Origin of the sequence: Paraburkholderia tropica (genome assembly GCF_014171495.1) — a bacterium.
Taxonomy (GTDB): domain Bacteria; phylum Pseudomonadota; class Gammaproteobacteria; order Burkholderiales; family Burkholderiaceae; genus Paraburkholderia; species Paraburkholderia tropica.
On record NZ_CP049134.1, the window covers coordinates 340,776 to 366,262 of the forward strand.

The 25,487-nt window shown below is 67.1% G+C and carries 20 protein-coding genes; 16 read left to right on the forward strand and 4 right to left on the reverse strand.

What is annotated here, in order from left to right:
• Window positions 1-70: 70 nt before the first annotated feature.
• The 4 genes from hcp (at window position 71) to G5S35_RS01625 (ending at window position 4,559) form a co-directional block, all read left to right on the forward strand.
• Entirely contained in the window at window positions 71-1,738 is a 1,668-nt protein-coding gene (hcp, locus tag G5S35_RS01610) for a hydroxylamine reductase (RefSeq protein ID WP_183038504.1), read from the forward strand.
• A gap of 19 nt (window positions 1,739-1,757) precedes the next feature.
• A complete protein-coding gene (locus tag G5S35_RS01615; protein WP_183038505.1) occupies window positions 1,758-2,798 on the forward strand; it encodes a 2Fe-2S iron-sulfur cluster binding domain-containing protein in 1,041 nt (346 codons plus the stop codon).
• A gap of 112 nt (window positions 2,799-2,910) precedes the next feature.
• Window positions 2,911-3,591, forward strand: a complete 681-nt coding sequence (locus tag G5S35_RS01620; protein WP_237181313.1) for a helix-turn-helix transcriptional regulator — start codon at window positions 2,911-2,913, stop codon at window positions 3,589-3,591.
• Window positions 3,588-4,559, forward strand: a complete 972-nt coding sequence (locus tag G5S35_RS01625) for a threo-3-hydroxy-L-aspartate ammonia-lyase (protein WP_074981499.1) — start codon at window positions 3,588-3,590, stop codon at window positions 4,557-4,559. The genes G5S35_RS01620 and G5S35_RS01625 overlap by 4 nt, the downstream gene beginning before the upstream one ends.
• A gap of 72 nt (window positions 4,560-4,631) precedes the next feature.
• On the opposite strand, the gene G5S35_RS01630 is transcribed toward G5S35_RS01625, so the two are convergent.
• Window positions 4,632-5,540: a LysR family transcriptional regulator gene (locus G5S35_RS01630; protein ID WP_065063071.1), complete on the reverse strand. Its 909-nt coding sequence runs from the start codon at window positions 5,538-5,540 to the stop codon at window positions 4,632-4,634.
• A gap of 124 nt (window positions 5,541-5,664) precedes the next feature.
• On the opposite strand from G5S35_RS01630, the gene G5S35_RS01635 reads away from it, so the two are divergent.
• The 6 genes from G5S35_RS01635 to G5S35_RS01660 all read left to right on the forward strand — a co-directional run bounded on the left by G5S35_RS01635 (window position 5,665) and on the right by G5S35_RS01660 (window position 15,150).
• Window positions 5,665-7,002, forward strand: coding sequence for an MFS transporter (locus G5S35_RS01635; RefSeq protein WP_237181314.1), 1,338 nt, complete (start codon window positions 5,665-5,667; stop codon window positions 7,000-7,002).
• A gap of 161 nt (window positions 7,003-7,163) precedes the next feature.
• Window positions 7,164-7,922, forward strand: coding sequence for a response regulator (locus G5S35_RS01640; protein WP_080180187.1), 759 nt, complete (start codon window positions 7,164-7,166; stop codon window positions 7,920-7,922).
• A 28-nt stretch (window positions 7,923-7,950) separates the two neighbouring features.
• A complete protein-coding gene (locus tag G5S35_RS01645) occupies window positions 7,951-8,631 on the forward strand; it encodes a response regulator (protein ID WP_065063075.1) in 681 nt (226 codons plus the stop codon).
• A 12-nt stretch (window positions 8,632-8,643) separates the two neighbouring features.
• Window positions 8,644-9,321, forward strand: coding sequence for a response regulator (locus G5S35_RS01650; RefSeq protein ID WP_237181315.1), 678 nt, complete (start codon window positions 8,644-8,646; stop codon window positions 9,319-9,321).
• 286 nt (window positions 9,322-9,607) lie between these two features.
• Entirely contained in the window at window positions 9,608-10,369 is a 762-nt protein-coding gene (locus G5S35_RS01655) for an aquaporin (RefSeq protein ID WP_065063079.1), read from the forward strand.
• 263 nt (window positions 10,370-10,632) lie between these two features.
• Window positions 10,633-15,150 carry an ATP-binding protein gene (locus G5S35_RS01660; RefSeq protein ID WP_237181316.1) on the forward strand — a complete coding sequence of 1,506 codons (4,518 nt, stop codon included), beginning with the start codon at window positions 10,633-10,635 and terminating at the stop codon, window positions 15,148-15,150.
• A gap of 197 nt (window positions 15,151-15,347) precedes the next feature.
• Here G5S35_RS01660 and G5S35_RS01665 read toward each other — a convergent pair whose 3' ends face one another.
• On the reverse strand, window positions 15,348-16,289 hold the full coding sequence (locus G5S35_RS01665; protein ID WP_124260953.1) for a LysR family transcriptional regulator: 942 nt from the start codon (window positions 16,287-16,289) through the stop codon (window positions 15,348-15,350).
• A gap of 542 nt (window positions 16,290-16,831) precedes the next feature.
• Between G5S35_RS01665 and G5S35_RS01670 the strand changes: the two genes are divergently transcribed.
• The 3 genes from G5S35_RS01670 (at window position 16,832) to G5S35_RS01680 (ending at window position 19,720) form a co-directional block, all read left to right on the forward strand.
• On the forward strand, window positions 16,832-17,938 hold the full coding sequence (locus G5S35_RS01670) for a porin (RefSeq protein WP_074981503.1): 1,107 nt from the start codon (window positions 16,832-16,834) through the stop codon (window positions 17,936-17,938).
• A 284-nt stretch (window positions 17,939-18,222) separates the two neighbouring features.
• Window positions 18,223-18,657 carry a CHRD domain-containing protein gene (locus tag G5S35_RS01675; protein ID WP_065063085.1) on the forward strand — a complete coding sequence of 145 codons (435 nt, stop codon included), beginning with the start codon at window positions 18,223-18,225 and terminating at the stop codon, window positions 18,655-18,657.
• Window positions 18,658-18,736: 79 nt separating this feature from the next.
• Window positions 18,737-19,720 (forward strand): alpha/beta hydrolase, encoded by a 984-nt coding sequence (locus G5S35_RS01680; protein ID WP_065063086.1) that lies wholly within the window; start codon window positions 18,737-18,739, stop codon window positions 19,718-19,720.
• A gap of 45 nt (window positions 19,721-19,765) precedes the next feature.
• On the opposite strand, the gene G5S35_RS01685 is transcribed toward G5S35_RS01680, so the two are convergent.
• Window positions 19,766-20,647: an EcsC family protein gene (locus tag G5S35_RS01685; protein WP_373681567.1), complete on the reverse strand. Its 882-nt coding sequence runs from the start codon at window positions 20,645-20,647 to the stop codon at window positions 19,766-19,768.
• A gap of 196 nt (window positions 20,648-20,843) precedes the next feature.
• Here G5S35_RS01685 and G5S35_RS01690 point away from each other — a divergent pair, with 196 nt between their 5' ends.
• A complete protein-coding gene (locus tag G5S35_RS01690; protein WP_065063090.1) occupies window positions 20,844-22,439 on the forward strand; it encodes an MDR family MFS transporter in 1,596 nt (531 codons plus the stop codon).
• Between the two features lie 72 nt (window positions 22,440-22,511).
• Complete coding sequence (locus tag G5S35_RS01695) at window positions 22,512-22,964, forward strand: MarR family winged helix-turn-helix transcriptional regulator (protein WP_065063092.1); 453 nt, start codon at window positions 22,512-22,514, stop codon at window positions 22,962-22,964.
• 84 nt (window positions 22,965-23,048) lie between these two features.
• Here the strand turns inward: G5S35_RS01695 and G5S35_RS01700 are convergent, their stop codons facing one another.
• The gene (locus G5S35_RS01700; protein ID WP_065063094.1) at window positions 23,049-24,341 is read right to left on the reverse strand and encodes an amino acid deaminase; all 1,293 of its coding nucleotides are present in this window, start codon (window positions 24,339-24,341) and stop codon (window positions 23,049-23,051) included.
• 165 nt (window positions 24,342-24,506) lie between these two features.
• Here G5S35_RS01700 and G5S35_RS01705 point away from each other — a divergent pair, with 165 nt between their 5' ends.
• The gene (locus G5S35_RS01705; RefSeq protein ID WP_074981505.1) at window positions 24,507-25,487 is read left to right on the forward strand and encodes a MurR/RpiR family transcriptional regulator; all 981 of its coding nucleotides are present in this window, start codon (window positions 24,507-24,509) and stop codon (window positions 25,485-25,487) included.

The window sequence follows — 25,487 nt, forward strand, 5'->3', positions numbered from 1 at the left end:
GTGCTCCGTCAGCCGATCGACGATCGTCTGACGCGTGGCGCGAGCCATCCCCACAAGCAAGGAGAGCAGCGTGTTTTGCTACCAATGTGAACAGACCGACCGCGCCCACGGCGCGCCCGGATGCGCGTCGGCGAAGGGCAACTGCGGCAAGGACGCCACCACCGCCGATCTGCAGGATCTGCTGATCCACGCGGTCAAGGGCATCGCCCAGTACAACGCGCTCGCGCGCGGTCTCGGCAGCGCCGACCGCGAAGCCGACCGCTTCATCCTCTACGCGATGTTCACCACGCTCACCAACGTGAACTTCAACGCCGGCCGCTTCGTGGCGATGCTGCGCGAAGCCGCGCAACATCGCGACTGCGTGAAGGCCGCGTATGAAACGATGGCGCTCGCGCAGGGCGTCGCGGCGCAGGCGCCCGCCGGTCCCGCGCGCTGGCAGCCGGGCGCCGATCTGCCGCAACTGCTCGCGCAGGCTGCGGACGTCGGCGTCGATGCAGGTCTTGATGTCGTGGGCGCCGACATCGTCGGGCTGCGCGCGCTGGTGCTCTACGGCCTCAAGGGCGTGTGCGCCTACGCGCATCATGCGCGCGTGCTCGGCTACGAAAGCGACGAGGTCTACGCGGGCGTGACGTCGGCGCTCGACTTTCTCGCGCTCGAGCCCGTCGCGGCGGGCGAACTGCTCGAACAGGCGCTCGCGCTCGGCAGCCTGAACCTCAAGGTGATGGAGTTGCTCGACGCCGCCAACACCGGCCGCTTCGGCAACCAGCAGCCCACCGCCGTGCGCATGACGCCGGTCGCGGGCAAGGCGATCCTCGTCTCGGGCCACGATCTGGGCGATCTCGAAGCGTTGCTGCAAGCCACCGAAGGCGCGGGCGTGCAGATCTACACGCACGGCGAGATGCTGCCTGCGCACGCGTATCCGAAGCTCAAGGCGTATGCGCACCTCGCAGGCAACTACGGTGGCGCGTGGCAGGACCAGCAGTCCGACTTCGCGAATTTCCCCGGCCCGATTCTGATGACCTCGAACTGCCTGATCGAGCCGCTGCCGCACTATCGTCAGCGCATCTTCACGACCGGCCCGGTCGGCTGGGCGGGCGTGCGCCATCTGGAGCATCACGCGTTCGCGCCGCTCGTGCAGGCCGCGCTCGCGCTGCCGGGCTTCCGCGAGACCGCGCCCGAGGAAACCGTGACGATCGGCTTCGCGCGCCATACCGTGCTCGGCGTGGCCGACAAGGTGATCGACGCCGTGAAGGCCGGTCAGATCCGCCACTTCTTCCTGATCGGCGGCTGCGACGGCGCCGCGCCCGGCCGCAACTACTACACCGAGTTCGCGCAGGCCGCGCCCGACGACACCGTCGTCATGACGCTCGGCTGCAACAAGTACCGCTTCAATCGCCACGCGTTCGGCGACATCGGCGGCATTCCGCGTCTGCTCGATCTCGGCCAGTGCAACGACAGCTATTCGGCGATCCAGATCGCGCTCGCGCTGGCCGAAGCGTTCGAGTGCGGCGTCAACGATCTGCCGCTGTCGCTGGTGATTTCGTGGTTCGAGCAGAAGGCGGCCGCCGTGCTGCTGACGCTGCTCGCGCTCGGCATCCGCAACATCCGGCTCGGACCGACGCTGCCGGCCTTCCTCACGCCGGGCGTGGTGCAGATTCTCGTCGATCAGTTCGGCATCCAGCCGATCGGCGAGGCGCACGCCGATCTCGCCGCCGCGCTCGCGCGCAAGGCCGCGTGAGGCGGGCACAGGCAAGCCGATGAACCATCGAATCGAGATTCTCACGCGTGACGGCGCGGCCTTGAGCTTCGAGTGCGCGCCGCAGCAGGACGTGCTGGCGGCGGCCGCGGCGGCGCAGTTGACGCTGCCGTCGCAGTGCAAGCGCGGCAGTTGCGGCGCGTGCCACGCGAGCGTCGCCGAGGGCGATTACACGCTGGGCGAGCACGCCGCCGATGCGCTCCCCGCGGGCGATCCGCGCGCGGTGTTGTTGTGCCGCACGACGCCGCGTAGCGATCTGCGCATCGTCGCACCGTACGACAGCGCGAAAGTGCTGCGCCAGCCGGTGGCGGTGCGGCGCGCGCGCATCGTGTCGCTGGACACGCTCACCGAGGACACGCGCCGCCTCGAACTGCAACTCGATGCCGACGATCTCAACGGCAGCGCCGCCGAGTTCGAAGCGGGCCAGTTCGTCGAACTCGCGCTGCCGGATGACGAAGGCGCAGGCGATCTGCGTCGTCCGTTCTCGCTCGCCAACACGAGCAACTGGGACGGGCGGCTGGAATTGCTGATCCGTCTGCGGCCCGGCGGCGCTTTTTCGGACTGGCTGCGCGAGCGCGCGCGCGTGGGCGATGCGCTGACCGTACACGGCCCGCAAGGCGGTTTCGGCCTGTTCGCCGACAGCCTGCGGCCGCGCTGGTTCGTGGCGGGCGGCACCGGGCTCGCGCCCGTGCTGTCGATGCTGCGGCGCATGGCCGAATACCAGGAGATGAACGAGGCGCGCGTGTTCTTCGGCGTGAACCGCGTCAGCGATCTGTTCATGGCCGACGAACTCGCGCGCTTGCAGACGGCGCTTCCGCAGTTGCGCGTCGAGTTCTGCGTGCGCGAAGCCGACGATGCCTGGCGCGGCTTTCACGGCACGCCGGTCGAGGCGCTGGAGGCGGCGCTGGCGTCCGTTTCGGTGAACACGTCGCCCGATCTCTACGTGTGCGGGCCATCCGCGATGGTGAGCGCCGCGCAAGCCGCCGCCGTGGCGGCGCGCGTGCCGTCGTCGCAATTCGCCAGCGAGCGCTTCGCTGTCTGAGACGAAGCCTCGCGTTGTCCCTGCGAACTCGCCTTCGGGCGAGTTTTTTTATGCCGCGCGGTGTGTGTTGTCAGTGATTGACATTTTGTCGTAAATCGTCAAAATGTCACGCGTGGCGAAGATCAAGACACCTACCGAAGTCTCCGGCGCGAGCGTCAGCGCGCGCGAGAACGCGCTGCTGCTGCGCGAAGGCCTCAAGATCGTCGAGGCGCTCGGGCAGACGCTCGCGCCGCTTGTCGAGGTCGTGCTGCACGATCTGACCTCGCCCGAGCAGTCGGTCGTCGCGATCTCGAACAACCTGTCGGGCCGTCAGGTCGGCGACGCCGCCACCGAAATGGGGCTCGCGCGTCTGAACGATCCCGGCTTCCCCGAAGTCGTCGCCAATTATCCGAATCGCTTTCCCGATGGCCGGCCGGTCAAGAGCACGTCGATCGGGCTCAAGAACAGCGCGGGCGAATACGTGGCGGCCGTCTGCCTGAACATGGACGTCTCGCTGCTCGGCGCGGTCACGGCGGGCCTCGGCCAGTTGATGCAGACGGGCGCCGCCGCGCCGCTGCCCGAATCGCTCGCGCCGCGCACCGGCGACGGCGTGCGCGCCGCACTCGAACGCTATGCCGCCGCGCGCAACACCACGCCCATCGGCATGACGCTCGCGCAGCGCCGCGACGCCGTGCGCGAACTCGCCGAAAGCGGCCACCTGAACCTGCGCCACGCGTTGGCCGAAGTGGCGCGCACGCTCGGCGTGGCGCGCTCCACCGTCTACACCTACTTGCCCAGCGAGCACCGACCATGAGCACTCTGCCCATCACTTTCGACGACGTCGTCGCCGCCCACGAGCGCGTTCGCGGCGTCGCGCACCGCACGCCCGTGATGACCTCGCGCACCGCGAACGAACTCGCGGGCGCGGAACTGTTCTTCAAGTGCGAGAACTTCCAGCGCATGGGCGCGTTCAAGTTTCGCGGCGCGTACAACGCCATCGCGCAGTTCACGCCGGAGCAGAAGCAGGGCGGCGTGATCACGTTTTCGTCGGGCAATCACGCGCAGGCCATTGCGCTCTCGGCGCAACTGCTCGGCGTGAAGGCCGTGATCGTGATGCCGCACGACGCGCCCGCCGTGAAGGTCGCGGCCACGCGCGGCTACGGCGGCGAAGTCGTGTTCTACGACCGCTACACCGAGGACCGCGAAGCGCTCGGCCAGCGTCTCGCCGCCGAGCGCGGCCTCACGCTGATTCCGCCCTACGATCATCCGCACGTGATGGCGGGGCAGGGCACGGCGGCGAAGGAACTGTTCGAGGAAGCGGGCGGTTTCGACGTGCTGCTCACGCCGCTCGGCGGCGGCGGCCTGCTCTCGGGTTGCGCGACGGCGGCGCATGCGCTCGCGCCCGATTGCCAGGTGATCGGCGTGGAGCCGGAAGCGGGCAACGACGGCCAGCGCAGTCTGCAAGGCGGCGCGATCGTCCACATCGAGACGCCCAAGACCATCGCCGACGGCGCGCAGACGCAGCATCTGGGCAACCACACGTTCGCGGTGATCCGCGAGCGCGTGAGCGAGATCGTGACGGTCAGCGACGCGGAACTCGTCGAGACGATGAAGTTCTTCGCCAGCCGCATGAAGATCTACGTCGAGCCGACGGGCTGCCTCGCGGCGGCGGCGGTCCTGCAACGCAAGGTGGACGTGCAGGGCAAGCGCGTGGGCATCGTCATTTCGGGCGGCAACGTCGATCTGCTGCGTTTCGCCGAGCTGGTGAGCGCGCAGCCCTGATCGGCGCGCGGGTCGTCCGCATCGCGAATCGGCGCAGGAAGCCGAGGAAGCCGAATAAACCCAAGCGGGCCGCTAGCCGAACAATCCGGCGAGCGCCTCGCGCGCGTTCGTCACGTGCGCGCTCTCGCCGGGACGCCCCGGCAGCAGATGAAATTCGGCGAACGGCAACGCGGGCAAGCCGAACGACGCCGGACAGGCCATCAGCCCGTCGCCGATCGCCGATTCGTTCAGGCAGGAAATGCCCAGCCCCGCCTTCAACGCGAGCTGCAGCCCCGCGACGCCCGACGCCGAATGCGAAATCAGATACGGCATGCGCGCCTCGTCGAGCAGCCTCACCACGTAACGCTGCAACTGGCACGTCGCGGGCAGCAGCACGAGCGGCCAGGGCGGCGTCAGCGCGCCGCGCTCGCGCAGCGTCTCGCGCGCGCTGACCCACACCAGTTTCTCGCGGCGGATCACCGTGCTCGTGGCCGCCGAGGTCTGCGCGCCGGGCTTCGCCGCGCCGCGCTTTCCCGTGCCCTCCACCATGCGCAGCGACAGGCCGATGTCGAAGGTGTTGTCGTCGGCGCTCGCGTCGATCACGGCGCTGGGCAGCACCGTTACATGCAGACGCAGACGCGGATGCTGGCTCGCGAAGCGCCGGATGATCGCGGCGACATCCTGCGGGCGGTAGTAATCGGTGATGGCGATGCGCACCTCGCCGTCGAGCGAACGTCCCTGCATGTCGTCGAACGCGGCGTCGCACATCGCCACGATGCGGCGCGCGTGATCGAGCAGCTTCGCACCCGCGGGCGTGGGCGCGACGCCGTATTTGCCGCGCACGAACAGCGGCTGGCCGATGCGCTCCTCCAGCTTCTTCAACTGCTCGCTCACCGACGACTGGGAGAGGAACACGCGCTCGGCGCCCGCCGAGACGCTGCCCGCCTCCGTGACGGCGATGAAGGTGCGCAACTGCGCGAAGTCGAGACCGCGTGCGTTCATAAGTGTGTGTGGATGAGCCGGACCGGCTGCGAACCGGGCTGGCAACCCGGGATTTCAGATTTCGGAAATTCCGATTCAACCGTTTGGATATTCCCGCTTTTCCGATAGATGGTGCGCCTCTAGCATGAGCGCAGTCAACCTCTTTCTGGAGCGCATCATGGAGTACGCACAGGGGCGCGCCGCGCCGCATCGATGGAAAGTCTTGAGCGTGGGCGTGGCGGCCAACGCCAGTTTCGCGGCCGCGTTTTCGGGCATTCCGGCCACGGCGGTGCTGATCCGCTCGGGCTACCGTATCGACACGGGCGCACTCGGCTTGTTGCTCGGCATGCTGGGTCTCGGGATCGTCCTGAGCGAATTGCCGTGGGGCATGCTAACCGACCGCTGGGGCGACCGGCGCGTGCTGCTCACGGGACTCGTCTCGACGGCGGCGGCGCTGCTCGCCATGGCCGTGTGGGTCACGCCGACCGAGACGCGCGTGCCGGGATTGCCGCTGCTCGAAGCGGGGTTCCTCGCCATCGGCTTGCTCGGCGGCAGTGTCAACGGTTCGAGCGGACGCGCGGTGATGGCCTGGTTCGGACCCGCCGAGCGCGGTCTCGCAATGAGCATCCGTCAGACCGCCGTGCCGACGGGCGCCGGCATCGGCGCGTTGCTGTTGCCGCCGCTGGCGCAGCACGCGGGCTTTGTGTGGATGTACGGCGCGCTGGCGGCGATGTGTCTTGCTTCCGCCATTCTGACGATGCTGTGGGTGCGCGAGCCGGACGCGCTGCCCGTCACGCCGACAGCGAACGCCGACGCCGCATCGGACCCGACCGTCTCGCCGTTGCGCAGCGCGCCGGTGTGGCGCGTGGCGATCGGCATCGCGGCGCTGTGCATGCCGCAAGTCGCGGTGATCTCGTTCGCGAGCGTCTTTCTGCACGATTTCGGCCACATGCATGGCGTGGCGATCGGCGCGGCGCTCGCGGCGGTGCAGGGCGGGGCGGCAGTCATGCGGGTCTGGAGCGGCCGCTGGACCGATCGGCGCGGCAACCGCAACGCCTATCTGCGCGCGTGCGCGGCGCTCACCGTCGGATTGTTCGTACTGCTGGCGATCTCGACCGCGCTCGTGGGGAACACCGGGCAGGGCGTGCAATCGGCGGCGGCGTTGTCGGCATTGTTCGTGTTGCTCGTGGCGGGCGGCATTGCTGCATCGGCATGGCACGGCGTCGCGTACACCGAGCTTGCGACGCAGGCGGGCCACAGCCGCACCGGCACGGCGCTGGCGATGGGCAACAGCGGCGCCTTTCTCGCCTTCTGGCTGGTGCCTTCCGCGATTCCTGTCCTGTTGTCGGCGTTCGGCTGGCCTGCCGTGTGGCTCGCGGGCGCTGCCTGCGCAGCGTTGGCGTGGCCGGCCTTTGCACGCACGCCGCTGGCACGTCAGCAAAGCCGCGCGTCGCGCGGTGCGAGACAGCGCGTTTCCGTTTGACTGTCGCCGTATCAGTCATTCGCTGACAGGATGTTCTGAGTTTTTTTATTTAATTCGCATATCGAATTATTTGATTCGAATAAGCGATACGTGATGCGTATTTAAAGTAAGTTTAACGATTCGGAAATCTCTGATACTGGCAATCGTTAATCGATGTTCAGATGGGAGACCCTGCTGCGTACCGCTCTACGCAGACAAGGCACAGAGCGAGTTGGCGCGTCCGCCGCGCGCACATCGCCGCCCCTTCCCTGTCACATCGAGAGAGAGCCAACTTGAAGCTACGCGTCGTCCTCGCGGACGATCATCCATTCGTTTTATTGGGCGTTCGTTCCGCGCTCGAAGCCGCAGGCGATGTCCATGTCGTTGGCGAGGCAGCCAGCCCGTGCGAACTCATCAGCGCGCTCGAGCGCCTTCCCTGCGACGTCGCGGTCACTGACCTCACCATGCCCAGCGCGCCGGGCGAGATCGAAGACGGTCTGCCGCTCGTGCGTCGTCTGCGCCGCGACTGGCCGCAATGCCGCATCGTCGTGCTCACCAGCATCACCAACGTGGCCATTCTGCGCGCCGTGCTCGACACGGGGGTCACGGCGCTGCTCAGAAAGAGCGAGCCGATGGAGGAGCTCACCGCCGCCGTACGCGGCGCCGGAAACGGCTTGCGCTACGTCAGCCGGTCGATTCTGAGCGACCTCGCCATCGCGGGCGCGGAGCGCGCGGGTTCAACGCGTGCGCCGCGTCTGTCGCCGCGCGAGTCGGAAGTGGTCCGTCAGTTCGTCTGCGGCCGCACCATCACCGAAATCGCGCGCGAGCTCGACCGCGACGTCCGCACGGTGAGCCGCCAGAAGCGCGACGCCATGGCCAAGCTGGGCGTCAGCAACGACGCAGGACTGTTCGCCTTCGTGCGCGCGCACGGACTGCTATGAGCGGCCACGCCGCACGCCGGAAATTGCCATGCCCGAGACTCATGAATTGACGCGGCCCGCGCGGATCATCGTCGCGGACGATCATCCACTGGTGCTGTTCGCACTCGAGAATCTGCTTGCTTCGCTGTCCAATCTGCGCGTCGTGGCGCGCGCGCAATCGGTGCCGCAACTGTTCGAGGAGGCGCAGCAGCACGATTTCGACCTCGCCGTGCTGGACCTCTACATGCCCGGCGAGCGTGGCGAGGAAGGCCACGACGCGGTGCAGCGCTTTCAGCGCACCTACCCGGACAAAGCCGTCGTGGTGCTGACCATGGAAGACGAGGCGGCGGCGCTGCGCAGCGCCATCAATCTGAACGTCGAGGCGGTGTTGAGCAAGCGCGACCGCATCGACCTGATTCCCGTGGCGATCGCTTCGGCCATGGCGCGCGAGCACTACATCGGCCCGGTCGTGCGCGAACTGCTGAAGAAGGCCGAGCGCGAGCAGCGGCGCGAAGAGGTGCTGCGGCTGCTGTCCCGGCGCGAGTTCGAGGTGCTCACGCATTACGCGTCGGGGCTGGGCGTGACCGAGATCGCGGGTCTGCTCGGGCGCAGCGTGAAAACCATCAGCGCGCAGAAGTGCGCGGCCATGAAGAAGCTCGCGCTCACGACGGATATCGACCTGTACCGCTTCGCGCTCGAGTGCGGTGTCGTGCAGGGCGAGGGCCGCTGAATGGGGGCGCAGGTGGCGAGGGCCGATCAAGCGGAACAAACGGAACAGGCGGAACGCGTGCGCGTGATCGTCGCGGACGATCACGAGTGCGTGCGCATCGGCGTGACCGGCTTGCTGCGCGCGTCGCCGCGCATCGACGTGGTGGCCGAAGCCAGCGACACGCACTCGCTTGCATGTCAGCTCGACGCGCACGCCTGCGACGTGGTGATCTCGGACGTCTGCATGCCGGGCATGGACGGCGAATACAGTTCGCTCTCCATGCTGCGGCGTCTGGTCCGCACGCCGCGCGCGCCCGCTGTCGTCGTGCTCACCATGATCTCCAGCGCGCCCATGCTCAGCGGCTTGCTGCAACACGGCTTGCAGGTAATCGTCGACAAGCGCGACGTGCCGTACGCCTTGCTGCCCGCGATCGACGCCGCACGCGTTCGTGAGCCGTTTCAGTCCGCCTGCACGCGCTCGGTGCTCGAGCGCGCGGGTGCGGGCTGCGAACCATGCGTCGGCGTGCCGAGCGCGCGCGAGTGGGAAGTGCTGCAGCTCTACGTGCATGGCATGCCGATTGGCGCCATCGCGCGGCAGCTCGGGCGTAGCGTGAAGACCGTCAGCACGCAAAAGCGCAACGCGATGCGCAAGTTCGGCCTCGCCACCGAGCGCGAACTGATCGAATTCGCCACGCAGATCGGCCTCACCTGAAACGCTCGACCACGCCGCGCCGCCGCCCCGCGATCCGACGTTCTGTCAGATTTCGCGCGCAACTGCGACTGAATCGCCTTCGCATTTTTAGGAGTTGTCCTATCGGACGATGGGACGCCGCTCACCATAATTTAAAGCTCGACGCGCGAATTGTCGGATAGCGCCGGTTTGGCTTTCTCCCTTCGGCATTTCCCCTTCCTGACATCGCTGGCCACCCGTGCGGCAGCCCTCGCCGGCTGCCGGCGGGAACGCGCGCGTCGCGCCAGCTGGACAAGGAGACAACACCATGAAGCTCGTAGACCGTGTGGCGGTGGAGGGCGCGGGCACCGCGTGGCTCGTGTTCGTCGGCTGCGCGAGCGCCGCGCTCAATGGCGCCGTGCCCGCGCAGGGCTGGAATGTCTTCGAAATGGCGGCAGCGTTCGGTCTCGCGCTGGCGGTGGCCGGTTTCGCGTCGGCGCGGGTGTCGAGTGCGCATTTCAATCCCGCGGTGACGATCGGCTTTGCGGCGTCGGGGCGATTCCCGGTACGCGATGTCGTGCCGTATATCGCCGCGCAAACCGTCGGCGCGCTCCTCGGCACGGCCTTGCTTGCCTACGTCGCGAGCGGCCGGCCGGGTTTTTCCTTCGCGGTGTCGGATTTCGCCAGCAATGGCTACGACGAGCATTCGCCCTGCGAGTATGCGTTCGGTGCGGTGGCGGTCGTCGAGTGCGTGATGACGTTCGCGTTCGTGCTGCTACAGCTTGTCATGTCGCGCTCGCCGCAGCGGCGCAAGGCCGCGCCCATGGCGCTCGGCGCCTGCCTCGCCGCAATCTATCTGATTGCGATTCCGGTGAGCAATGGCGGCATGAATCCGGCGCGGTCCACCGCGCCGGCCTTGTTCGTGGGCGACTGGGCGCTCGATCAGCTCTGGCTGTTCTGGGCCGCGCCGATGCTGGGCGGCATCGCGGCGGGCATCGCTCACCGGCTGGCGCTGCGTCTGCGTGCGAGGGGGCGTATCCGGTCGCGTGCGCAGCGCGACGCGTCTCGCAACGGCCACGGCCCGAGCTGAGCGAGGCCATTCTCTTGCCGACTCCGCCGCTCCTTTCCACTCGCGTCGCGCAACGTTGCGCGTGGGGAAGCGGCGCGCGCGGTGGGGCGATCGGCATGGTCATCGGCATGGTTGTCTGTCAGGCGGCGAAATTGGCATTGGCCCTGGCGTTGGCCTTCTGTCTCGCGATCACGCTGACGACAGCATTCGCCGCCCCCGCCCGAGCGCAGCAAGTCGCAAACGCGAACGCGAACAGTGTCGCCGCCGGAAGCCAGACAGCCAGCATGCCGTCACGCCTCGTCGTGGGCGTGCTGACGGGCGGCTGGCCGCCGCTCGAAGTGCTCGACGAGCATGCGCTCAGCGGCTTCAGCGCGGAGTATCTGCGTCTGCTCGTGGGGCCGTCGGTGCAACTCGTGCCGCGCGTCTATCCCGACATGAGCGCCTTGCTCGCGGGCGCATGCGCGGGCGAGGTCGACGTGATCATGAGCATCGCGCGCGTGCCGCAGCGCGAGCGCTGTCTCGCGTTCACGGTGCCCTACCTGAGCGGCGGAAGCGCGTTCGTCACGCGCGCGGGCAACGAGGCGGTCGCCACCACGGCGTCGCGGCTCGCGCACGCGCGCATCGCGGTCGAAAAAGGCTATGTGTTAGAGGCGATGCTGCGCGAGCGCTTCCCGCAAGCCACCCTCGTCACCTTCGCGAATACCGGCGCGGCGCTTCATGCCGTCGCTCACGGCGCGGCGGACGTTTATGCGGGATTCGCGCCCGTCGTGCGCTACCAGCTTTCGTTCGACGATTACGCCGGTTTGCGCGTGGCGTTCGAAGTGCGGGTCAACGTGCGCGAACTGCGCTTTGGCGTGCCGGTTTCGAAGATCGCGCTGCGCGATCGCCTGAACGTGCTGGCGAGCGGCGTGCGTCCGGCCGCCGCGACGGCGCTGCAGGCGCGCTGGCTCGACGGTCATCCGGCGGCAGGGGCAGACGACGCCCAGACGACCGGCGCGCAACGCGTGCCGCCGTTTACGCTCGACGCCCGCGAGCGCGCGTGGCTGGCGGCATTGCCGCCGCTCAAGGTGGGCTTCGATGCGGACTGGCTGCCGTTCAGCGCGATGGCTGCGCGCGACGGTGCGACGGGCATGGCCAACGATTATCTCGATTACCTGAGCCGCACGCTCGGCGTGACCTTCACGCGCGTGCCGGTCGCCAACTGGCTGGGCGTCGACGCGCCGTTCCGGCGCGGCGATTTCGCGCTGCTCGCCGCCGCAACCGACGAAGGCGTGTTGTCCGAAGGCACGCGCTACACGCAGGCCTACGAACGTTATCCGCTCGTGATCGTGGGGCGTCGCGACGAGCCGATGTCGCGCGGTCTCAAGGACTATGCGACACGCCGCGTGGTGTTGTCGCCGCATGCGCCGCCGTCTTCCTTGCTGTTCGGCAGCGCGGTGCCGGCGCAGATCGTGCGCGCGCCCACGCTCGAAGCCGGGCTCGCGCTCGTCGAGCGCAATCAGGCCGACGTGCTGATCGGCAACGCGGCGGCGCTCGACGGACCGCTGAGCGCGCGCTATCTGGAGACGCTCAAGGTGCTCGGCGCGACCGGCATCGACGCGTCGACGGCCTTCGCGGTGCGCGGCGACCTTACTCCGCTCGTCACGCTGATCGACCGCGCGCTCGACGCCATGTCGCCGTTCGAGCAGCAGCAGATCCGCAATCGCTGGACCGCCGCGGCAACTGAGCGCGGCGGCGGCTGGAGCGTGAATGCGCTGCGTCTGTTGCCGCTTCTGATCGTGTTCGGCGTGGTGCTGCTCGTTACACTGCGCGCCCATGCGCTGCTGCAGCGCGAGATGCGCCGCCGCCGGCGCGCCGAGCAGGTGCTCGCCAAACAGGTCGAGCTGCAGGACACGATGATGGAGATGATCCCGTACCCGCTCGGTGCGCGCGACCTCGACAACCGCTATCTCGCGGTAAACCGCGCCTACGAGGAGGTGACCGGGCTGTCGCGCGGCGAGGTGCTGGGCCGTACCGGCGCGACGGTGGCGGCGTGGGGTGCGGAGAACAGCGAGCGCGTCGACGACCTGTACCGCAAGGCGCTGGAGACGGGCGAGAGCCAGCGCGTCGAACTGGCCTTCGAGGGACCGGGCGCTTCCGGCGCGGCGGGCCAGTGCGCCGGGGCGGAACGCGAAAAACGCCACGGCATTTTCTGGACGCGCCTGTGCCGCGACGTGCATGACGCGCCGTTTTGCGTACTCGGCACGATGATCGACATCACCGATATCCGCCGCGCCGAAATGCGCGCGCGCGAGTCGGAGCGGTTGCTGTCGGACGTCACCGGCTCGCTGCCCGTGATCGTGTTCCAGCTGCGCCGTCATGCCGACGGACACTACGCATTCCCGTATCTCGCGGGCGACACGCAAGGGCCGCTCGGCGATTCCGCCGCCGAACTCATGCGCGCGAACGCGCTCGATCTGTCGCGCGTGGACAGCCGCGACCGCGCGCGGCTCGCGGCGAAGCTCGAACGGTCGGCGCGGCGGCTCGCGCCGGTCAACACCGAGTTTCGTTTCGAGTGCACGCCCGCCCCGCTGTGGGTGCGCGCGGAATTCGTGCCGCGCCGTGTCGAAAACGGCGCGGTCGTCTGGAGCGGCTATGCGGTGGATGCGAGCGTCGAACACGCGCGCGCCGACGAGCTGGCCCGCGCGCGCGATCTCGCCGAGGCGGCCTCGCGCGCCAAGGACGACTTCCTCGCCATGATGAGCCACGAGATCCGCACGCCCATGAACGGCGTGCTCGGCCTCGTGGAAGTGCTCGAACGCACGCCGCTGAATCCGGATCAGCATCAGATGGTGGGCATGGTGCACGAATCGGCGGGCGCGCTGCTGCAGATCCTCGACGACCTGCTCGATTATTCGAAGATCCAGGCGGGGCGGCTGGTGATCGACTCGGAGCCGTTCGACGTGCGCGAGCTGGTCGACAACGCCGTTGGACTGCTCGCCGGCCGCGCGCACGAGAAAGGGCTGCGCATGCGCGTGGACGTCGAACCCGGCGTGGCGGCGCAGCTACGCGGCGACAGCGGGCGCCTGCGTCAGATTCTCTTCAATCTGCTCAGCAATGCGATCAAATTCACGCCGCACGGCGAGGTGAGCGTGGGCGTGGCGGCGCAGAACCTCGCGCACGCCGCCGACGCGCCCGCGCGCCAGCGCGTGACGCTGTCGGTCTCCGACACCGGCATCGGCATCGCGCCGCAGGCTCAGGCGCAACTCTTCGAGCCGTTCGTGCAGGCCGAAACCTCCACCACGCGGCGCTTCGGCGGCACGGGTCTGGGCCTGACGATCTGCCGCAAGCTCGCGGCGCTGATGGACGGCACGCTCGAATTGCAGAGCGAACTGGGTCGCGGTACGCGCCTCGCACTGCATATCGATCTGCCGGTCGAAACGCTCGCCGTGCAGGCGAACGGTGTGCGCGGCAAGCGCGCGCTGGTGGTCTGCGACGATGGCGGCGTGGCGGGCGCGTTGATGCATTTCGGCGTGTCGCTCGGCATGGAGATGACGCGTCTGGAGCCCGGCGCGCGTCCGCTGCGGGCGCTGCGCACGATGGTCAAACGCGGCGGCGTCGATCTCGTGTTCGCGTCGGAAGCGCTGGCGGGCGCGCTGGAGGGGCAGGGCGTGCCGCTGCTGCGTCTGACGGAAAATCCCAAGCCGAGCGGCTATCGCGTGGCGGAGAACGGCGTGCGCGTCAGTATTAATCCGCTTTCGTGGCGTGGGCTGAGCGCGGCGTGTGCGATGGCGCTCTCGGGGCTGCCGAACGTCGCGGTGCGCCCGGCCGACGCGTCGGAAAGCGGACTCGCCGCGCCCGATCGCGAGAAGGAGCGCGCGGCGGGCCGCCTGATCCTCGTGGCCGAAGATCATCCGGTCAACCAGGAATTGATCCGTCATCAGCTCGCGCTGCTCGGCTTCGCGTGCGATGTGGTCGACGACGGCGCACAGGCGCTCGAGGCGCTGGCGAGCGAGCGCTACGGCTGCCTCATCACCGACTGTCATATGCCGAACGTCTCGGGCTACGACCTCGCGCGCCGCGTGCGCGAACTCGAAGGCGAGCGCGGGGGCCGGGGAGAACGCGGGGGAGAAGGCGGCCGGGAAGGAAGCCGAAAGACAGCCGATGCACCCGCGAGTGCCGCCGCCCGCTTGCCGATTCTCGGCATCACCGCCAACACCGCACCGGAAAATGTGCGCCTGTGCTACGAGGCGGGCATGGACGATTGCCTCATCAAGCCCACGCGCGTCGCGACGCTGCGCGAGCATCTCGCGCGCTGGTTCGGCGCGGAGGGCGTGCATCGCGCGGCGGAGGCGTCGGCGGAGCGCGGCGCTGCCTGTCCGCATCGCGCGCAGCGCGACGATTGCGCCGGCTGCGCCACAAGCGCGGAATGCCAGGTCTCGGCCGCCGACTCGGGGGCAACGGGATCAGGAACGCGCGAGCTGGAACCGCTCGACCTCGCGCACATGATTCAGGTGTGGGGCAGCGAAGCGACGGTGAAGACGTTGCTCGCTTCGTTCGTGAGCGCCGTGCGCGACGATCTGGACGCGCTGCCGCCGCTGCTCGAAGACGTGGATATCGCGGGCTTGCGCGACTGGCATCACCGGCTCGCGGGCGCGGTGGGCGTGCTGCAATATCCGGCGCTGCTTGCGGTGCTCGAAACGTATCGCCGTCACATGAACAGTCACACAGCGGAGCAATTGCGCGAAGAGGGCTTCGAGTTGATTCGCACTTGCCATGCGCTGCTCGACAACATCGAGCAGCAGGCGGCGCTATTGGCCTAAGTATTTTCTGTCAGTCGAATGGCGCGAAACTGACAGAACTGCCAGAAAGGAATGCGAACAGTCGTGCGGGCGCACGCAGTATAAAAAAAACGCGGCCGAAGCCGCGTTCAAGCTTGGAGACCCTTCGATGAAGAGTCACTTCTCGCATCGGGAAGCTTAGTCCGCGTGCCGATAAAAATCGAGATAAAAACGGTCAATTAACTATTACACGAAGTGTCGATAATCGTCTGACGCGGCGACTCGTGCCGCCGGAACCACTCGACCGTGAAATCGACGAACGAGCGTGTTTTTGCGGGCACGTGACGGCGGCCCGGATAGACGAGCGACAGCTCCTTGTCGGCGTCGCGGATCTCATAGCCGTCGAGCACGCGCACGAGCGCACCCTGCGCGAGGTCGGCGGCCACCTGGCTGGCGGGCAGGATCGTGATGCCCATGCCCGCGAGCGCCGCCTGACGCAACATCGCCGAATTGTTGACCGCGTAGGCGGGTTCGATCATCACGGGCTCGCGCGCGCCGCCGGGCGTGGCGAAGTGCCACTCGTTGCCATGAATGTCGGCGGACGGCGCGAGCAGCGTGTGGCGCGCGAGATCGGCGGGACGCGCGGGCGCGCGATGTCGATCGAGATAGTCGGGCGACGCCACGGCGACCGGCGCGATGGTGACGAGCGGCCGGCGGATCAGCGTGCCGCCGCTCACCTGGCGCGGCGCGACGATGCCCGCGTCGAAACCTTCCTCGATCAGATCAACGGGCCGATGCAGCAGCGTGAGCGCGAGCCGCACGTGCGCAAACTCGGCGAGGTACTGCTTGAGCAGGGGCGTGAGGCCGTGCAGCGCGAACGACGCGTGCGCGACCACCCGCAACGTGCCCGACGGCACCGAGACGCCGTGCGCGATCTGCGTTTCGACGCGCTCGAGATCTTCGAGCAGATGGCGGCACGCCTGCGAATACGCGCTGCCGGCCTCGGTCAGCGATACGCTGCGCGTGTTGCGGTTGATGAGGCGCGTATCGAGATGGGCTTCGAGCAGCGCCACGTAGCGCGTCACGACCGCGTTCGAGAGATTGAGACTCGCGGCTGCGCGCCCGAACGAGCCCTGTTCGGCAACGCTGACGAATACGCGCATTGCCTGCAATTGATTCATGTTCTTCGGTCGCATCGACGTGAGCGCGTGTGGAGTGGACCGCGTAAAGGAGGCGGAAAATATAAAAATGAATAAGCGGTAAAAGCGTTAAATTCCGTTTTGCATTCGACGAATAAAAGTAGTGGGGCGAAACGAAATCGAAGGCGGGAATTTACACGGTGTCTGCCGGATAGTACCGATCGAAACCGGCCCATGAAAATGAGACTGCTCCGAATCTTTGCTGCGTCGAGCTGGCAGCGTGTTGTCTATCGGCAACGTTATATCGGGATAATGTTTCGCACAATGCGCACCCACGAAAAATAGAGATAAAGCGTGCGCATTGCCACTCAAGCGATTGCAGGGTTAACGCGTGCAATCATTCGACATTGTCGAAAATGCTTTTGCTCGATGCCGGGATGGCTGCTTTAAAACGCACGCCCATAAACTTCGGTTTGCATATCAATGCGGCGCCACACTCGCGGCGCGAGGGATCTGGCGAGGCCGGCACCTTGCCCGGCGGCGACATCCACTTTTGCCGAAAGGCTTTGCATCGAAGGAAGCATATGAAAAAGCATCTGGTAATCGCAGCGGCAGTCGCTGCGACGTTCGCATCGGCGTCGTACGCGCAAAGCAGCGTCACGCTGTACGGTATCGTCGACGCGGGCTTCACGTACACGACGAACATCGGCGGCGAACGCAATTACGCCATGACGAGCGGCAACGTCCAGGCAAGCCGTTGGGGCCTGCGCGGCGTTGAAGATCTGGGTGGCGGCCTGAAGGCAGTCTTCAACCTCGAAAGCGGCTTCGACGTGATGAACGGCAAGCAGAACGGCGGCCTGTTCAATCGCCAGTCGTTCGTGGGTCTCTCGCAAGCGCAGTTCGGCACGGTCACGTTCGGCCGTCAGTTCGACTCGGTGGTCGACTACGTCGGCCCGCTGATGGCAGTCGGCACGTGGGGCGGCACCTACATGGCGCACGTCATGGACAACGACAACGGCAACGGCTCGTTCTCGCTGAACAACTCGATCAAGTACACGAGCGCGAACTACTCGGGCTTCCAGTTCGGCGGCACGTACGCCTTCTCGAACCAGGCCGGCGGCTTCGCGAACAACCGCGCGTACAGCGCGGGTGCGAGCTACCAGAACGCCGGTCTGCGCGTTGGCGCGGCCTACCTGCAGGCGCAGGGCATGGACCGCAACGGCAACGGCGCGGTCGTCGGCGACCCGCTGGGCGCGAACGAGCGTCAGCGCACCTGGGGTGCCGGCGCGAGCTACACGTACGGTCCGGTGGTCGGCGGCGTGGTGTTCACGCAAACGCGTCTGAACAACTTCACGGCCGACAAGTCGGTTCGCTTCAACAACATCGAAGGCAACGTGCGCTACAACCTGACGCCGGCACTCGGCATCGGCGCGATGTACACGTACACGAACGCGAACGGCGACGGCGTCGACAACGGCACCGGTAGCCGCTCGGTGCACTGGCATCAGTTCGGCCTTCAGGCCGACTACGCGCTCTCGAAGCGCACCGACATCTACCTCGAAGGCGTCGGCCTGTGGGGTTCGGGCCAGAACGCTGTGGGCCTGACGCAAGTTGGCTACACGTCGGACGGTGGTGTCTCGTCGTCGAAGAACCAAGGCATCATCACGACGGGTATCCGTCACCGCTTCTAAAAAGCATGAACCGCGCGATCCGGGTCCCGGCCGGATCGCGCGATCGTTGCACAACAAGTTGGGTAGGCAATCAAGTCGTACTTGGGTTGGAGAGCGTCGCTTGCGGCGCTCTTTTTTTTCGCCCGCTGCTTTCATCGGGCTTTCCGCTTCACGGGGTGGAATGCGGCATGCTGCAATCGGAATCCGACGTCGTTGTCGGATTTGCTCTAGCATGTGCCTACACGCACGCGCGCGGCCATCGCAAACGGTCTGGTGCGCTGCGTCACAACAAACGGAGAACTCCCATGAAAGCGCTTCGTCCGCTGCAGTTTGCTCTCGCACTGTGTGTCCTTGCCTCCAGCGCCGCCTTCGCCGACACCGTCGCGCTCAAGGCCGATCTCGAACCCTCCAGTGAAGTGCCGCCGCGCGTGAGCAAGGGCCACGGCATGCTCAACGCGACCTTCGACACGTCGACAAAAGCGCTCAACTGGACCATCACCTACGAAGGTCTGACGACGCCGGTCACGGCCGCGCACTTTCACGGTCCTGCGCCCGTCGGCCAGAATGCCGGCGTGCAGGTGCCGATTCCGAAGGGTGAACTGGCGAGCCCGATCAAGGGTTCGGCGACGCTCAACGACAAGCAGGTCACCGATCTGATGGCCGGCCAGTGGTACTTCAACGTGCATACGCAGCAGAATCCGTCCGGCGAGATCCGCGGCCAGGTGCTGCCCGCGAACTGAGCGGCCTTGAAGCGTTCACCGCCAGGGAGCCCATGACCCCATCGACGAGTCGTTCAGGCGGCGCACGGGAATCCGCGCGATGAGCCTGCAAAACAAGCTGATCTGCTGGGGGCTGCGCCGCCGCTTTCTGCCCGAAACGCGCAAGCCGGTCGACGTGGCGCGCACCCGCGCGCTCACGGAAAAGCGCGTCTGGCTGCCGCCGGTGCCGAAGGGCTGGCAGCTTTACGCGCAGCCCGAACAGCGCGAACAAGGTCAAGGCGGCGCCGACGAACCGTCCGTGCGCGGTGAATGGCTGGTGCGCGAGGGCGGGGCGCCGCGCACGATTCTCTATCTGCATGGCGGCGGCTACTACTTCTGTTCGCCGCGCACGCATCGCGCGATTACGTTCGGGCTCGCCACGCGCGCCGATGCCGATGTTTTCTCGCTCGACTATCGCCTCGCGCCCGAGCATCCGTTTCCCGCCGCGCTCGACGATGCGCTGGCTGCCTACCGGCGCCTGCTCGATGAGGGCGCGCCGGCTGCGTCGCTGGTGATCGCGGGCGATTCGGCAGGCGGCGGACTCGCGCTCGCCACGCTGGTCGCCTTGCGCGATGCCGGCGATCCGTTGCCGGGCGGCGCGCTGCTTTATTCACCGTGGACCGATCTGGCGTGCACAGGCGCGTCGATCCGCGCGAACGATGGCCGCGATCCGATGTTCTGCGGCGACGTCTTCGCGCGTATCGCGTCGATGTATCTGGGCGCAACGCGTGCAACGCATCCCTATGTGTCGCCGCTTTACGCCGATTTTCATGGCTTGCCGCCGCTCTTTCTTCTCGCGGGCAGCACCGAAACGCTGCTCGACGACACCTTGCGCGTCGCCGAGCGTGCGCGCGCCGCGGGCGTGAGCGTCGAGTGCGAGATCGGGCGCGATCTGCCGCATATCTGGCCGATCTACGCGCCGTTCATGCCGGAGGCGCGGCGCGCGCTCGATGCCTCCGCGCGTTTCGTGAAGCAGGTCAGCGCCGCCGACGTCACCGCGCGGGCGCGCAAGGCCGCCGCGTTGCCGACGCAAACCGTCGCGTGACGCAGGTGCGCGCGGGATTGCGTGACGCGGTTGCGTGCAGCGCGCTCATTCCAGCGCGAGATCGATCGCGTCATAGGCCGCATGGATCGCGGCTTCGCCGTATTTGCGCTCCAGCCGCCGCACGGTGAAGTGACCGTGCGCGACGTTCTGGAAGTGGTCGATGAACACGGTGTTGACCATCGCGCCCAACACCGCGCCGATGGCCGGAATCGATTTCGCGGCCACTTGCTCGCTGACCTGCACGGAAAAGCGCGTGGCGACCGTCTGCATGAGCTTGAGCAGCGCGGTCGAGCCATGTGCGGCGAAGCCCTTCGTCGCCATTTCCGATGACGCCTTCGAGACCGCCTGCGCCAGCGCGCCGCGCACGATGAAGTAGCCGAAGTCGGCTTCGTCGTCGGCGGCGGAGCGGCCGCCCATGCCGAACACCGTCAGACATTGCAATTGCGTGTCGGCGTTCGCAAGTTGCTCGCCTTCGCTGCGCGCGATATCGCAGATCGAGCGGAACATCAGCGTAGTTGTGACGGGCAATTCGACCGGCAGCGCGAACAGGCCGAACGCGCCGCCCGCCGCGCCCGTGGTCGCGACGGCGAACTTGTGCAGCAGGTTGCTGGGTTTCGATACGACCTGCGCCGCCGCGCCGTTCGGGCCGCCGCCGTTCGGGCCGCTATTCAAGCCGACGCTCGTCAGTGCGCCTTCGCCCTGCTTGCCGAGCGTCTTGAGCGCGATCTGCAGACATTTGCGCAAGGCGGCCTGGGTGGCGTCGTTGACCTTGTCGTTGGCCATGGCAGGCAGCTTCGCGATCAGCTTTTCGACCGGCGCGCCGACGATGGCGGCCAGCTTCATGCCCAGCGGCGGCGTTTCGAGTTCGTGCTTCGCGCGCTTGAGCGCGGCGAGATCGACGTCGGACAAATCGGCAAAATTGGACAAATTAGTATTTGGCCCCATAAATCTCCCGATGAAAGCGGCGTGGCGCGACGGATTGAGCGCGCCGGGAAAACACCCGGCAACATGCAAAAAGCGTGCGCCTCGTCGAGCCAAACCGTCCATTAGACGCCCAGTGTAGAGGATCGCACCATGCTATGATTCGTAATCTTTGACGCGTCAAACGTTGCGGGATCAAAAAATGGCCGTTCATACCGCCGCCCACCATTCCAGCGGGCAGGTGCTGCCGTTCCGCGAGTCGCTGCTCGCCATGCTCGGCGTCTCGTTCGTGACCATGCTGGTCGCGCTCGATCAGACCGTCGTCGGCACCGCGCTGCCGACCATCGTCGCCGACCTGCGCGGCTTCGAGCTTTACGCGTGGGTCGCCACGTCCTATCTGCTCACCTCGGTTGTCACCGTCCCCATTTTCGGCCGGCTCGGCGATTACTACGGGCGCAAACCCTTCGTGATCGCGTCGATCGTCGTCTTCACGGCGGCCTCGGTGCTCTGCGGCGCGGCCAACAGCATGTTGTTCCTCGTGATCGCGCGCGGCCTGCAAGGCATCGGCGGCGGCATGCTCGTGGGCACCGCGTTCGCCTGCATTCCCGATCTCTTTCCCGATTCGGTCGTGCGTCTGCGCTGGCAGGTGCTGATGAGTTCGGCGTTCGGCATCGCCAACGCGGTTGGGCCGTCGCTCGGCGGTTTTCTCACGCAGTACTACGGCTGGCGTTCGGTGTTCTACGTGAACCTGCCGGTCGGCCTGCTTTCGCTGTACTTCGTCTGGCGTTTCCTGCCGCATCTGCGCCAGGTCGCGCACACCGGACGCATGCGGCTCGACTGGCCCGGCGCGCTGCTGATCGCCGTGACGCTCGGCTGCCTGCAACTGTTCGTCGAACGTCTGCCCGAGCATGGCGTGACGTTCGGCGCGCTCGGCCTGCTCGCGCTCGCCGTCGCGGCGGCGTGGGCGCTGTGGCAATGGGAGCGGCGCTGCCCGCAGGCGATTCTGCCCGTCGACATGTTCCGCAACGCGAGCCTCAATGCGCTGTTCACGCTCGCCGTGCTCGGCGGCTTCACGATGTTCTCGCTGCTGTTCTACGCGCCGCTGCTGTTCCAGGGCGGCTTCGGCATGTCGCCGAACGAGGCGGGCGTCGTCATCACGCCGCTGGTGGTGTTCATCACGATCGGCAGCATTGCGAACGGGCGCATCGTCTCGCGCATCCGCAATCCGAATCTGATGCTCTACATCGGCTTCGCGATGCTCGCGATCGCCTGTTTCGCGGTCGCGCTCGCGACGCGCTCCATGCCGCGCGGGCTGCTGATGACGTTCATGATCGTCGGCGGCCTTGGGCTCGGTTTCGTGATGCCGAATCTCACGGTGTTCGCGCAGCAGACGGCGGGCCGCGAGCATCTGGGCATCGCCACGGCGCTGCTGCAATCGCTGCGCATGATCGGCGGGATGATCGGCACGGCGCTGACCGGCACGATGGTCACGCAGCTCTACGCGAGCGGCGTGCAAAAATCGCTCGCGGCCGATCAGGCGACGCACTGGCTGCCGCAACTCGCCGATCCGCAGATTCTGGTGAATCGCGACGCGCAGACCGCGCTGATTGGCGAACTCGCCAAGGCCGGGCACAATGGCGCGCCGCTGCTCGAAGCCGCGCGCGAGGCGCTGGTGGGCGCGATCCATCTGGGCATCGCGCTGGCGGCGCTGGTCGCGCTCGTCTCGCTATGGCAGACGCGGCGCGTGCCGCTCATCAAGCTTCAGCGCAAGGTCGAGCCCGTGATTCACGCGGACTGATGGCGGGTGTTTGCCGCGTCTTTTATCAACACCGCCCAACCCCGCTTTAACCGCCAGGCAGGATTTTTCAGCATGGAAACTCAGGACCGCATCGCCATCGTTCAGCAGTTCGGACGCACTTATCGCGCTTTCATGTCGGCGTTCGAGGCGCAGGTGGGGCATCCGCTGCCGCGCTGGCGCATCCTGCTCGCGCTGCACGACCAGAACGGCGAGTCGTCGCAGAAGCGGCTTGTCGAGCGTCTGCGCGTGGACCCGGGCGCGCTCACGCGTCAGTTGAAGCCGCTCGAAGCGCTTGGCTGGATCGCACGCAGCGCCGATGAGCGCGACAACCGCATCACCAATGTGAAGCTCACGGCCGCCGGGCGCGAGGTGATCGAAGCGGGCTTGCCGCGCCGCAATGCGTTTCTGAACCAGACGATGTCGCTGCCCGACGACGCGCTCACCGCGCTGTCGGGCGCGTTGAAGATGATGGAAGAGCGGATCGGCGTCGCGGCGATGCAGGCGGGTGCTCAGGACGGGGCGTGAACGCCGTTTAACGCACGCGCAAAAAATTCAGGCGGCGGCGCACACTGTGCGACCGCCGCCTTGTTACATCCGGACGCGGAAAACTCAGAAGAACGTTTCGATCACTTCGGTCACGCGATACTGGCCGTCCACCATCAGCAACTGGCGCCACTTGTCGAACGTGAGACACGGGTGCGAGATGTCGAAGCCGATCATGTCGCCGACCTGAATGTCCGCGCCCGCCGGAATCTGCAGATACGCGTGCTGATCCATCATCTGAAACACTTCCCAGCCTTCGCTCGCGGCGATCTCGCGCGGCGCGCCCGTCACCTCGCCATCGCGTGACGGACGATAGTGGCGCGTGGCTTCCGGAAAGCCCGCGTCGAAGGCGGCGTCGCGCTTGCCGAAGCCGATGATCGCGCGGCCCGGTTCCGGAATCGACTGCACATAAGCCCACAGTTGCAGCGCGGGCAGCAGCGCCACGCCCATTTCGCGCGCGACCGGATTGCGCGTGAGGATCTGCGATTGCGCCTGCTTGTAGACGCCCACGTCGTGCGTGAGATAGCAGCCGGGGCGCAGCACCACGTCGATCGTGCCCGCCTGGCTGGCCTGCGCGAATTCTTCGGCGACCACGTCGTACCACGCCGAACCCGCGCCCGAGAGCAGCGCGGGCGAGCGCGAGAAGCGGCCCGCGGCGGCGAGTTCCTCGGTCACGTTGAGCGCGTCGCGCAGGAAGGTGCGCACTTCGCTTTCTTCTTTGAGGATGCCTTCGTAGATCTCGACGCCCGCGAGTTGCAGCGAATCGGGATAGCGCGCGATGGCTTCGAGCACGGCGCGGCGCGTGTCGGCGTCGCGCACGCCGGTGCGCCCGCGCGGCACGCCGAGTTCGAGCAGCAGGTTCAGCGTGCGGCGCGAGGCGCGGAAGAATTCGCCGAGCTGTTCGACGCCCGCGACCGAATCGACGAGACAGAAGAACTCGAACTCCGGATCGCTGAGCAGTTCGGCGATGATCGCCATGTTGCGGCGGCCCACGAGCTGGTTGGCCATCAGCACGCGCGTGACGCCGCCGCGATACGCGGCGCGCGTCTGATGCGCCGTGGCGAGCGTGATGCCCCACGCGCCGGTTTCGAGCTGGCGGCGGAACAGTTGCGGCGCCATCGTGGTCTTGCCGTGCGGCGCGAGCTTCACGCCGTAGCGCGTGACGAAGTCCTGCATCCACTTCAGATTGTGTTCGACGCGGTCCGCATACAGAACGGCGGCCGGCAGGCTCACGTCTTCGGCGAGCAGATTCCATTCGAGACGGCCCGCGTCCTGCAACGGCACGCTCGCGCCGGGCACGTTGCCGAGGCCCTTGCTGTTCGGGTCGATCGTCGCACTCTGATAGTTTGTAACTTTCATCTCGGTTCGCTCCATATTCTCTATTGCGCCTGATATCACGGTACAGACAGGTTCGCCGTTGACTCGGTGATAGTACACAAAGTACCATCGCTTCGTGAATTGTTATTTACTAACACGGCGCTTTCGCCGTTCCCCTCCGTTCCGTCCGCTTACGTCCTGCCTGCCATGAATTCTGCCGCCGAACCGGGCCGCTTCGACATCGTCGCGCGCATCGCGCAATGCGTGCCGGATCTGCGTCCCGCCGAGCGCGACGTCGCCGCCCTGATTCTCGACGATCTCGCCAGCGCCGCGCGCGCGAGCATCGGCGAACTGGCTCGGCGCGCGGGCGTGAGCATCGCGACCGTCACGCGCTTCGCCAAGGCCGTCGGCTGCCACGACGTGCGCGAACTCAAACTGCGCCTCGCCCAGGCGGCTGCCGTGGGCGAGCGATTCCTGCGCGGCGCGGCCGGACAGGGCGAGCCTGCGAAGGCAAAGCGCGCCAAGGGTGCCAAAGGCGCCAGGCGCGATGCCAGCAAAGCCAATGCCACACCCGACGCAGACGCACCGCTCGCTACCCGGGTTTACGGCGAGATTCACGCCGCACTCGAGCAGAATCACGAATTGCTGCGCCAGGCGCCGTTCGCCGAGGCCGCCGCCGCGCTCGCGCAGGCCCGCATGATCTATGTGTTCGGCATGGGCGGCGGCTCCAGCGCGCTCGCCGACGAAATGCGCTTTCGCCTCGTACGCCTTGGACGCCCCGTCGCCTCATACCAGGATAGCCTGTTGCAACGGATGGTGGCGAGCACGCTCGCGCCCGATTGCGTGGTCGTCGCGTTGTCGCTAACAGGACGCGTGCCCGAACTGCTCGACGCGTGCCGCATCGCGCGCGACTACGGCGCGAAGCTGATCGCCGTGACCGCGCCCGCGTCGCCGCTGGCCGCGCTCGCCGATTGGCTCGTGCCGATCGTCGCGAGCGAGACCGACTTTATTTACAAGCCGTCGTCGTCGCGTTACGCGATGCTGATGGCGCTCGACGTGCTCGTGACCGAACTCGCGCTCGCGCAGCCCGAGTCCAGCCGCGAATTGCTGCGCCGCATGAAGCACACGCTCGACGCGCATCGCGGCACCGCCGGGCGCGGCGGCGAGCGCCAGCCACTGGGAGACTGA

Coding starts and splice junctions, on each gene's coding strand:
- G5S35_RS01655 (WP_065063079.1), top strand. CDS start 9,608: ATGAAGCTCGTAGACCGTGTGGCGGTGGAGGGCGCGGGCACCGCGTGG.
- G5S35_RS01665 (WP_124260953.1), bottom strand. CDS start 16,289: ATGAATCAATTGCAGGCAATGCGCGTATTCGTCAGCGTTGCCGAACAG.
- G5S35_RS01625 (WP_074981499.1), top strand. CDS start 3,588: ATGAGCACTCTGCCCATCACTTTCGACGACGTCGTCGCCGCCCACGAG.
- G5S35_RS01670 (WP_074981503.1), top strand. CDS start 16,832: ATGAAAAAGCATCTGGTAATCGCAGCGGCAGTCGCTGCGACGTTCGCA.
- G5S35_RS01640 (WP_080180187.1), top strand. CDS start 7,164: ATGGGAGACCCTGCTGCGTACCGCTCTACGCAGACAAGGCACAGAGCG.
- G5S35_RS01690 (WP_065063090.1), top strand. CDS start 20,844: ATGGCCGTTCATACCGCCGCCCACCATTCCAGCGGGCAGGTGCTGCCG.
- G5S35_RS01675 (WP_065063085.1), top strand. CDS start 18,223: ATGAAAGCGCTTCGTCCGCTGCAGTTTGCTCTCGCACTGTGTGTCCTT.
- G5S35_RS01695 (WP_065063092.1), top strand. CDS start 22,512: ATGGAAACTCAGGACCGCATCGCCATCGTTCAGCAGTTCGGACGCACT.
- G5S35_RS01645 (WP_065063075.1), top strand. CDS start 7,951: ATGCCCGAGACTCATGAATTGACGCGGCCCGCGCGGATCATCGTCGCG.
- G5S35_RS01635 (WP_237181314.1), top strand. CDS start 5,665: ATGAGCGCAGTCAACCTCTTTCTGGAGCGCATCATGGAGTACGCACAG.
- G5S35_RS01700 (WP_065063094.1), bottom strand. CDS start 24,341: ATGAAAGTTACAAACTATCAGAGTGCGACGATCGACCCGAACAGCAAG.
- G5S35_RS01615 (WP_183038505.1), top strand. CDS start 1,758: ATGAACCATCGAATCGAGATTCTCACGCGTGACGGCGCGGCCTTGAGC.
- G5S35_RS01630 (WP_065063071.1), bottom strand. CDS start 5,540: ATGAACGCACGCGGTCTCGACTTCGCGCAGTTGCGCACCTTCATCGCC.
- G5S35_RS01680 (WP_065063086.1), top strand. CDS start 18,737: ATGAGCCTGCAAAACAAGCTGATCTGCTGGGGGCTGCGCCGCCGCTTT.
- G5S35_RS01705 (WP_074981505.1), top strand. CDS start 24,507: ATGAATTCTGCCGCCGAACCGGGCCGCTTCGACATCGTCGCGCGCATC.
- G5S35_RS01660 (WP_237181316.1), top strand. CDS start 10,633: ATGCCGTCACGCCTCGTCGTGGGCGTGCTGACGGGCGGCTGGCCGCCG.